Below are 10,337 nucleotides of genomic sequence, written 5' to 3'. Positions count from 1 at the left end.
TATAAGGGCCACCGTTACCACCCGTAGCGGTCACCGTGATCTTTCCATCTCCGGCATCTTTACAGCTGATATGAGATAGCTGGGTAGTAAAGTCCAGTGCTGTAGCTGGCAAGGTAATAGTATATGACCGGGCAGCGTCTGCATAACAGCCTTTGCCGTCTGTCAGGCGCAGCTGATAATTACCGGCAACTGTGAACTTTGTAGCTGAGGTGAATGGCTGGTAGTTAGTGCCGTCAAGTGACCATGTATAGGTATAATTACCGTCGCCACCGGTTCCTGTCATTGTCATACCCGCTCCATCTGCCAGGCAGACAGCCTCGCGAATGGAAACATTGGTGATCTGTACTGCCGCAGGCTCTGCGATAGTGACCTGCGATGAAGTGACAGAACAACCAGTAGCTTTATCATCAGTAATAATAACGCGATAGGTTCCTGGTTCCAGTCCTTCTATCTGCTGATCTGTATTAAACCAGAAGCTGCTGGTAGTCCACACACCGTTCTTCAGCTGTTGCCAGCCATATTTATAACTGCCGGAACCTCCGTTGGGAATTGCTTTCAGTATCCCATTCATAGCTCCGTTACAGATAATATCTGTTTTCTGTAACACCACATTTAATGCAGGACGCTGGAATATGGTAAAGCTGGCAGATACCTCATCATTACAGGTAGCATCCTGGTTCTTCAGTTTTACTGTATATGTGCCTGCGGCAAGACCGGTGAAGAGCCCTGTAGTATTGGTAGTAGTGCCTAATGTATACCGATAAAGGCCGGAGCCTCCCGTAGCTGATACCTGCAGGCGGCCGTCACTACCTCCGTTACAACTTACAGAATCGCGGGAGCTGAGCTGTAACGTAAGCGGTGTTATCACATTCAGCGTCACGTTGGAAGACCATCCTGTACAAAGCGGCTTATCTGCGTTCAGGACCTGTACTGTATAGGTACCTCCTGCAAGGCCCGAGAATGTGCGTGTATTTGTTGCTACTGTTGCAGATTGCGGATCTGATACGCCCCCTTTCAACAGGTTAAATGTATAATTAGCTACTGTGCCTCCTGTAGCCGAAGCAGTAACTGTAATACTGCCATTGCCGGGTGTAATACAGGTAGGTTGTGCAGAAGTAACAGATCCGGATATAGACGGAGGCTGGGTCAGTACAATATTATCTACCACAGCTACCCTGGTACAGGTACTGTTCTCCACCTGTACCTTATAGGTACCTGCGGGCAGGTTCTGCCACAGCATGGTAGCGCCGGTACCCGCCTGCCTGGCGCGAACCACCGTACTGCCGGATAACAGTGTAAAATAATATGTGCCGCCGGGATCTGCTCCCGCGGCCGTAACACCTATTTTGCCATCGGCACTGTTATAACAGCTGAGGTTTACATGTTGTGCTGTGTTCTCTGTAGCGGTCAGTGCGTCAAATTCTCCTATGGTAACGGGATAAGAGCTGAAGCAGTTACCTGTTTCCACTCCTGGGTTAAGTACCCATAAGGAATAATCCCCTTTGGGAATATTACTGATGGAAATGCCTCCGGACACCGGAACAGTGCCTTCACTCCAGTCAAATTCATCGCCACAGTTGGATACGCCTGTGCCAAGTCCCGGATCGCAGGGATCAGGGGTAAGGCCTGGGCGAAGTATCCAGCGCATCGTGCTATAATAGCTGGTAATACCGGTCCCCGGCAATGTCATTGTACCAACATTGTCTCCTATACAGGTTTTGGTAGTGGAGATCAGCGCAGTGTTTACCCGCGGAGGTCCGGGAATAACCTCTATATAGTCAGATGCCTCAGAATAGGCAGAATAATATACCCTGTCGCTATATTGGGCTTTAGTACGACAGCGGAACCGGACATTCTGTTTCGATGTACGGATCTCGGGGATCTTATCTGAGAGAGTGAAATCCAGGTAATAGGATGGCCTTGTAGAATCAATGCCTTTCCAAGTATTTGTAGTGCCGATACTGTACTCCCATACAACGGTCATTGTAACATAACTATCAGTCAGTATGGCCCAGTTTCGAGATGAAGTCAGTGAAACAGTTTTATCTCCACAAATAGTTCCGGTGGGATAAACAGTAGGCTTGTAAGGTGGAATCATAGTGTATACCCAACGTGCCTGAAATTTATTATAGTTTAAGTAAGGACCCCAGAAGGGGATATCATCCCTGACTGCGGCAATACTAGGTATAGGATATGCAGTCATATAAACATAAAAAGTACCTACAGTACTCCATCCTCCCATACCTGAACCGCTATTACGCATAATCACATAAGGCGGTGCATAATCAATAGCTGTGCTGCCAACAATTAACCCTGGTCCAAATGGTGTGGTACTCATAGAGTATTCAGGCGTAGCACTGCTACCGCTCGAACTTAATCCAAGACCATAACCGAGATCATAAGAAGCTCCCTGGTTGATCTGGCCAAAAATAGTCACGTTGCCGTTCAGTTTTACCTGAGCGGAAACCTTTGTGTATGCAATTATAAAAAGTCCAATAACAAACAATACCCTGTAGGCATGCTTCATCCTCATATCATTAAAATCTGATTTCAATTGTCCTGCTCATCGACGTCTTAACATCTCCTTTCAATACAGCTAATATTTTATACTTATAAACATTTCCAAGAATAACTTCATTGTCTGCCCATGTGGCTATAGCCCTGTCCTGTGTAGTATAAAGGGTGAAAGGCCCGTCATTTTTTGCGCGATATATCCTGTAGTTCTTAACATCCTGTTGTTTACATTGCCAATCTAACCGGATGAGTTTCTTTTCTTTATCTACATTACCGTTCCAGCTGGTAATAGCCGGCCGCTTACCTGTTTCAAACCAAACTTCACCGCTCAGCTCTGTAGCTTTGTTGTTGGAATCATCATATGCTGTCAGTTCATAGTAGTAGGTATTTCCCAGCTGCAGCGCAGTATCAACATACCTTTCACGCTTGTTCAGTGTATCCCATACAGCTACCTGTTTACGGGAACTGTCTTTTACATTGACGCTGAACAGTGTATACTTCACCACATCCCGGCTGGAGCTGTTGATCCATTCCAGGACAATAGCCTGCAGGCTGTCTGAACGATAGGCCTTTGTGATAAGCGGACGAACAGGTGCAATGGTATCAGGCCTTTTCAGTGCCAGGTAAGGTGTATAATCTGATGTATTGAAGTTCTTGTCGACCGCAATGATTTTATAGAACACCTTAGAAGTAAGGGTATGCAGTGTAACCGTATCCGTAAAATATGTGCTGTCCAGTATAATCTGTGTCACCTCTACAAATTCTTCCTGAGTGCTGTTGGCACGGAATACACGATACCCTTGCAGGTCTTTTTCTGTATTCTTTTTCCAGGTAAGGGTCACCACGCCTGTACTGTCTATCTTTCCTGCCAGTCCCTGTGGCATGGCAGGAGGTATACTGTCTATCAGCTGTGCAAAATAAGGGAAGGAATAAACGGCTTTCCCTTTTTTAGTAAGCCCTTTGATGCGATAATAGTTACTGTTCTGAGGAGCTTCATCTGTATAGGTGTACACAGGCGTTTTACCCATTTTCAGCGTGGCAATGGGAAGGAATGGCCCTTTCCCGGTTTCTGAGCGGGTAATGATGATCTTGTCAAGCTGCTGGGATAATTTACCCGGCAGCTTCCAGCGCAGTTCTATTTTCTTGTTGTTGATGACGATCATGGTATCCATGATGGGGCGGTCTTCTATAGACGGCACGCCTACTCCTTCCACTGTTTGTGAGTAAGGGCCATATTCGCCGAAAGCATTGATACCTTTGATCCGGTAAGTATATTTATTATCATTGTCAGGCAGAGAATCCTGGTAGTAGGAGAAACCGTTCTTATCAGATTCCGTAGGTATTACGGGCAGGTTTGATACCGGTTTGAATGTTTTTCCGTCTGACGCACGTTCTACTACATATGCAGAATACATGCTTTTGGTAAAAGCTGTCTGCCATCCAAGCGTGGCGGTACTGTCTGCGCAGACAATAGCCAGTTCCCTGGGAGGAGATAGTAACAGTGGTTCATCTACAGAAGCTACTACATATGCAGTATCTATCACCAGGTTCTTAGGTTGTTGTGCCAGCGCAATACGGTAGGTATAACGCTCGCCTTTTTTCACATTGGGATCTTCTATGTAGAGGGCGGCAGCTTTTGCAGCATCAGGCGACAAATCGCAGGTCAACAGTGCCATTGCCATACGCCAGTCGTTCTGATTCTGATTTTCAAAATAAGCGCCGATACCTTCTTCCGGGGTTACTTTCTTAGCCCCTTCCCCATGTATCAGCTCTGCTATCATGGCAATATGATCATTCTTTTCTGCAGCTGCTTCCATTTGCTGAAGTGTGTAAGGCTTCATAGGCTGAGCAGTGAGCAGCACAGGCTGAGGCTGTTTCACCAATACACCGTTCACTGAAATGGTAAACCTCTCTACGGTATAGCCGTATTTATTACCCATTTCCCAGGCAATATAGCTGGCGGGCGACCAGCGCAGCCTGATCTTGTCCGGCTTCGGGTCTGCAACGCCAACAATTCTATGTTTAGACTGCTCCTGGGCATAGGACAGGCTGCGGCCTGTCAATACAAACAGCACTGAAAACAAACAGACTAATAGTGAACGGTACATTACTCTTATAATTTATAGTAAATGCTCTTGGTGATTGTTGATGATACATAGTTGGAACCAGGTAAACGGTACTGGAGCTCAACCGGGTAATAGATGTTGCCCTGGAGGTCCGGGTAGATGGATTGCAGCAGGTTAGCGATACGCGTATTGGATGCTCCTGCGCCATTCACATACAGGCGGCTTGCTTTGTTAAGTACTTCCATGTAATCCTCGTGAGCTACATAAGACAGGTAATACATAAAGCGGCAGCGACCGGGCTTGCTCAGTGCAATACCATCTTTTATAGCGCTTTCCTCCAGTTTGTACATGGTGGCGTCATCATTATTATACAGCCTTACTGCTTCCAGCGGAGGTATGCCACCTGTGGTAGCAAGGTCCCTGGAGAAGGTAAGTGATGGTGCAAACGGATAACCGTTGTACAACAGGGGCAGTATCTTCGTTTGCAGCCAGCTGTTGTTCAGTCCCGCTTTGAGCAGGATGAGCGGTTTGGTGGAGAATGAACCGTCTCCTTCTATCTCGAACTTGTCAAATGTTTCGTCCGTTGTAAAACGCAGGCCTACTACACCAACATAACCGGTAGCCACATCGAACAGGTCTCTCGGATCTGTTACTGCGCTCATCTTCTCAGCAAATGTGGTGTACCTGCTGGTACGGAAGGTGCAGGCTATCACTTCTTTGCTGATGCCGGAGTTGGCATCGCCTTTCAGTGTGGTCTGTGCTACGGAGGTAGTATCTCCGTCTGTGCCCACTGTTGTATTTACATTTACATTCACGTTGTTGGCAGCAGATTCACCATCAGCTGAAGAGCGCATGATGCTGTAAGTATAGATCGTCTCCCGGGAGAGGGTTGCCGGAATATCAAAATTGATCTGTGCCACACCCTGATCGTAGGAAACAGTACCTTCTACCGGTGCGCCCTGTGGCGGGTTGAAGGATGCTGTTAGTTTCCATTTCTTACCTGCATCATCAACAGGAGTGAAAAGGTAAGGCTGGCCGATCTTCAGTTTCATGTAACCTTTGCGGTATTCCTTTGGCAGGAAGTTATATTGATTCCTGATGGGATATGCGTAAGCGATATTCTCCCATGGAACATAATTAGGTGCTTCGCCGGTAGTGAAGCTCACTGCTTTCGTCTCATATTCTACCTTATCGTTCGTTTTCAGTGGCTCCCAGCTGCTGCCGCTCTGTTTTTCAATATGTACCATTGCAGAGGCGTCCAGTTTGCTTAACGGAGGCAGGATATCGTGCTGAGTCAGGGTAGCGGATTTACCATCCGGCTCTACTGTGATCTCGCCTCTGATCTCTGTATCACCTTTCTTCAGTTTTATTTCATCCAGTTTAATACGGTAAGTAGATACTATATCAAAGTTGTTGAGCATTTCAAAAGGCTGGCCTATCGCCATATTAAATGCAACCTGGGTAGGTGCAAATACACTTACGTCTTCCACTGCATTTTCCGGTCTGATCTCGCTGATCACCTGTATATCCAGCTCTTTAGCTCCTACAATCTCACACTGTGAGCCCAGTTCAACCTTTATGCTGGCAGAACCTTTGATCATACCGCCCAGTATCCTGTATTTCACGCCAACCATACCGCGGAACCAGCTTGGGTTAGGCAGTTTTGCCTGTAAGAGCACAGCGGCAGAAAGTTTTGCGATGGAGAAACCGCGCTTACGGCCAAATACTTTTACGCGGATACCTACATCACCTTTCAGGAAGGCATATGCCTGACCGGAAGCATACCATCCGTCAAAGCCTAAAGGACTACCACTGCCTTTACATCTTGCTTCACCATAATTACGTAACAGGATGTCTGCACCGGCTCCGATGGCAAATTCACCATATACGCCGTAATCAAACTTGAACCCTGCCCTGAAGTGGTTACCGAAACCGAATCCACGGCCAGTGCTGAAGGCATTCTCGGTGGCCATGAAATCAGTATTGATATCGTCAAACACTTCAGACACTTCTGTTGGCAGCGGAGGCATATCTTCTACTTTCGTACCCATCATGAAGTAGCTTTTGGTTTCTGCCAGTCCGAGGATTGACAGTCCGAACATGCTGGACGGACGGCCAATGTAGAACCACCAGTCGCCCTGGCCCAGGTGGAATGCCGCTTCACCTACCAGGCCCCGTTCATGAATACCTTTAATTACACCAGCAATATTGATGTAGGTCTTCATGTTGGCATCAAAGCTTTTATTGACATTGTCAAAGCGCATTCTGAACTGTACCCAGGCTGGTGCTGAAGCATCTTCTTTGGCTTCATCCTGGCTGTTGGCCATCACGGCTTCGTGCAGTACATAACCGGCGCCGTCAAACTGTGCATAGCGGAAACCTCCGTCTGTACCAAACTGTACTTCCAGTGCTACGTTCGCATTCACGACCGTTTCGTACAGGAAGGCCAGTGATACACCTCCCATAAAGCCCAGACCGGCATCTTTAGATGGTACGTACTGGAAGATCTCGCTGAGATCTTTCATGCCTCCTTTCTGGTCCAGTGAGTTACGTGTATCATAAGGATCAAAGTCGGAAGGTCTTTCCATATGATAGGACATACCTCCCATCAACCCTGTGATCTGTAACATGGGTGGTAATGGAATGGTAACACCTATATATGCATCTACGTGCCAGTATTTGTAATCGTCTTTGGAACCGAAGTAAGCGGTAGCTTTTGCTCTCGGTACAGGCCCGGGAATAGTGAGGTCAAGGGAACCTCTGAAGCCGTTGCCGTATACAGGATGATCATCAAATATCGTAAGCGAGCCATCCAGCTGGAAGGCCGTCACTTTTACAGACAGTTTGATCTCATTGATGGTTACCTTATCCAGTTTCCATTTTGTGGAGGTCTTTTCTACCGGAGCGTTGTTCACCATCACTGTTTCCTTCTTCTCTTCCTGCAGGGCAGTGATTATGAAGGATGTGCTGCCACCAAAGCCTTTATCGCTCGAGTTCATGAAGTTCAGGCGCACAGTAGCTCCTATAGCCACTTTACCTTCTGATATGCCGATATGCAGTTTATCAAACCCTACGGGGAAACCGCCCATCTTTGAATCGCTGGCGGCAGTGGCAATATCGAAAGTACCGCTGTGCACGTAAGGTTTCTGGGTAGAGAGCACCAGGTCTTCGAAGGCTACGCCTTTTATATTGAGCACGCTCTTATTCAGCTCGACCTTACCGGCCAGTGTGGCTTTGGGAATGAAGTCCTTATCGGTTTTGGTAACTTCTATACGGCAACCTTTGTTGAGGATGATGTTTCCTGCAAAGAAGCCAAATTTCTTTTCGGCTGTTGTAGCCAGGGCAAAGGAGTAATAAGTATCTCCGTTGCGCATGCTGATGGCAGCATCATAATCCAGGGGATCTTCACCCAGGAAGGCAACCTTAAGCTGCCCGCCCAGCACACCGCCATTCAGTTTATTCTTACTGAAACTAAGCCCTACTTTATCTATGGAGAGCGGCCATCCGCTGGCGCTGGCCCCGCCAAGTTTTACAATATTCTCGGCAGAGATGGTACCGCTAACGCCCTGGTCATCTATATAAAAATTATCAACACTTACTTTAGGGCGCCCGTCTGCAGATGCCATCTGCGATGGTAATCCCACTTCTACCTGCTGCAGGTAGAAGCCGCGCCAGAGCAAGGGGTTGCCCGGGTCGTCCACCATATCGCCGGTTACATTGAGTGAAGCAGGATTGGCGATATCACTCATATCTATGGTAGCGTTCTTCACCTTAAAGCTGAAGTCTTTCAGCCTGGTGATATGAAACGCCGGCAGATCTATTGTAGCAAGGATATTATTCAGGTCATGTACGTTGACCTTCAGGGAAGCGCGCAGTTTATCGGCATTGGGATCTTCCGGTTCTATCCAGCCTTTATCAAATTCAAAAACGCCGCTCAGATTGGCAGCTTTGAAACCGTTACAGTCCCACTCTATATAGTTAGAGCCATCTCCCGGGAAAAGGAGATCAAGATGTTCGTTGATGTGAACATTCTTATTATTCAGCAGCACAAGTTTAGTAGAGGTGCCCGCACCAATACCTCCCGGCGTGAAGAAGATGTTCTTTCCGCCGAAGATCAGCTCACTATTGGTACCTGGGAAGGTAAAACGGAAATAAGCGCTGAAATACGCCCCTTTCGGCGTCATCCGGACACTGTCTATCGCAATGACATATACTTTGCCATTAATCTCCCTAACCAGTCCCACGGGAAGGGTGCCGATATTTTCCAGGTTTAGCGCTTCTACGAAAGCGCCTTTTGCTTTGATCTTCTCGAAAACTCCCAGCGCATAGCTCTCTGCGTCCTTGATGATCGATGTGTCCACTTCTGCAGGTTGCTCAGGGCCTCGGGCGGCTGAATGGGCAAAAACCGGGGGCAGAAAAAACAATAACAGTGTAAGTACTATTCTGTAAAATACAGGTACAGGGTTGTGGTTGTTCATAGGTCAACTGTATAGTCCCTTTTAAACTATTTCATGTTATAAATATAAAGAATATATTTATCTATAAACATAATATTTTATTACCATTTGACGTTAGGCCCGTTAATATACTGGTTATCAGCTGCCAGATATTTTTTAATGATTGGAGAAAATGCTGTTAAATCAGCTTTATTTTATACTTTTCGCTTATAAAATTCCGCAATGAAAAAATACTTTTTGCTGTTGTTGCTCACCTCTTTTTTACAATCCAAAGCTGCAGACACTACCTTTTTTAAAGCCAATAATCCGCTTATACAATATACAGGACGTATAGACATGGCCGATGCTTCTGCTCCTAAGTTCTGGCAACCAGGAGTTTATATCAGGGCAAAATTCAAAGGCAGTTATTGCAATGTGGTGATAAACGATGAAATATTATATGGCACTTCACATAATTATATTGCCATACAAGTAGACAGCCTGCCTGTACAGCGTTTACAAACAACTGGAAAACACAATGTTATTACTGCTGCTACGGGGCTTTCTGATGAAGAACATACCATCACTATCTGCAAGAATACGGAGGCTGGCATTGGTTATCTTCAATTCCTTGGTTTACAATGTAAGGCACTGCTTCCTCTTCCTGCGCCACCATCAAGGAAGATAGAGCTTATCGGCAATTCCATTACCTGTGGTATGGGTAGCGACCTTTCTGTTGTACCATGTGGTAAGGGCCAGTGGTATGATCAGAACAACGCCTATATGGCTTATGGCCCCCTCACCGCCAGGCGTTTAGATGCACAATGGCAGCTCAGCTCGGTATCAGGTATAGGATTGATACACAGTTGCTGTGACATGAAGATCACCATGCCCAGGGTATTTGATAAAGTGAATATGCGGGAAGACAGTATTAAATGGGATTTCAGCAGATATCAGCCGGATGTGGTAACAGTATGCCTGGGACAGAATGATGGTAAACAGGATTCTGTTGCTTTCTGCGGAGCGTATGTTCAATTTATAGACACCTTGAGAAAGCACTATCCTTCTGCCACCATCATCTGCCTGACCAGCCCTATGGCAGATGCTGAGCTGACAAAAGTATTACAGCGTTACCTGATGGGAGTTGTAAATGCTGTGAATAGCAAAGGAGACAGAAATGTATACCGTTACTTCTTCAGTAAACGTTATCACAACGGATGTGGCGATCATCCTGATCTGGCAGAACACCAGCAGATAGCTGATGAACTGACAGCATGTATCAAAAGAATAAAGAAATGGTAAAATAAGAAGGAGGGCCTGC

At 46.5% G+C, this 10,337-nt stretch carries 4 protein-coding genes; 1 reads left to right on the top strand and 3 read right to left on the bottom strand.

Translation table 11 applies throughout. The features are described 5' to 3' along the window. From GO493_RS24615 to GO493_RS24605, 3 genes are all read right to left on the bottom strand, one after another. The coding region (locus GO493_RS24615; protein WP_157308895.1) for a SprB repeat-containing protein at positions 1-2,533 on the bottom strand (2,533 nt) is incomplete at its 3' end. 4 nt (positions 2,534-2,537) lie between these two features. Beyond that, the gene (locus GO493_RS24610; RefSeq protein ID WP_157308894.1) at positions 2,538-4,622 is read right to left on the bottom strand and encodes a fibronectin type III domain-containing protein; all 2,085 of its coding nucleotides are present in this window, start codon (positions 4,620-4,622) and stop codon (positions 2,538-2,540) included. A 5-nt stretch (positions 4,623-4,627) separates the two neighbouring features. Further along, a complete protein-coding gene (locus GO493_RS24605; protein ID WP_157308893.1) occupies positions 4,628-9,058 on the bottom strand; it encodes a hypothetical protein in 4,431 nt (1,476 codons plus the stop codon). Positions 9,059-9,259: 201 nt separating this feature from the next. On the opposite strand from GO493_RS24605, the gene GO493_RS24600 reads away from it, so the two are divergent. Then, positions 9,260-10,318, top strand: a complete 1,059-nt coding sequence (locus GO493_RS24600) for an SGNH/GDSL hydrolase family protein (RefSeq protein ID WP_157308892.1) — start codon at positions 9,260-9,262, stop codon at positions 10,316-10,318. Positions 10,319-10,337 lie beyond the last annotated feature (19 nt).

Origin of the sequence: Chitinophaga tropicalis (genome assembly GCF_009758205.1) — a bacterium.
Taxonomy (GTDB): domain Bacteria; phylum Bacteroidota; class Bacteroidia; order Chitinophagales; family Chitinophagaceae; genus Chitinophaga; species Chitinophaga tropicalis.
The sequence above is the reverse complement of the archived record's forward strand: the minus strand, read 5'-3'. Positions and strand labels throughout refer to the sequence as shown.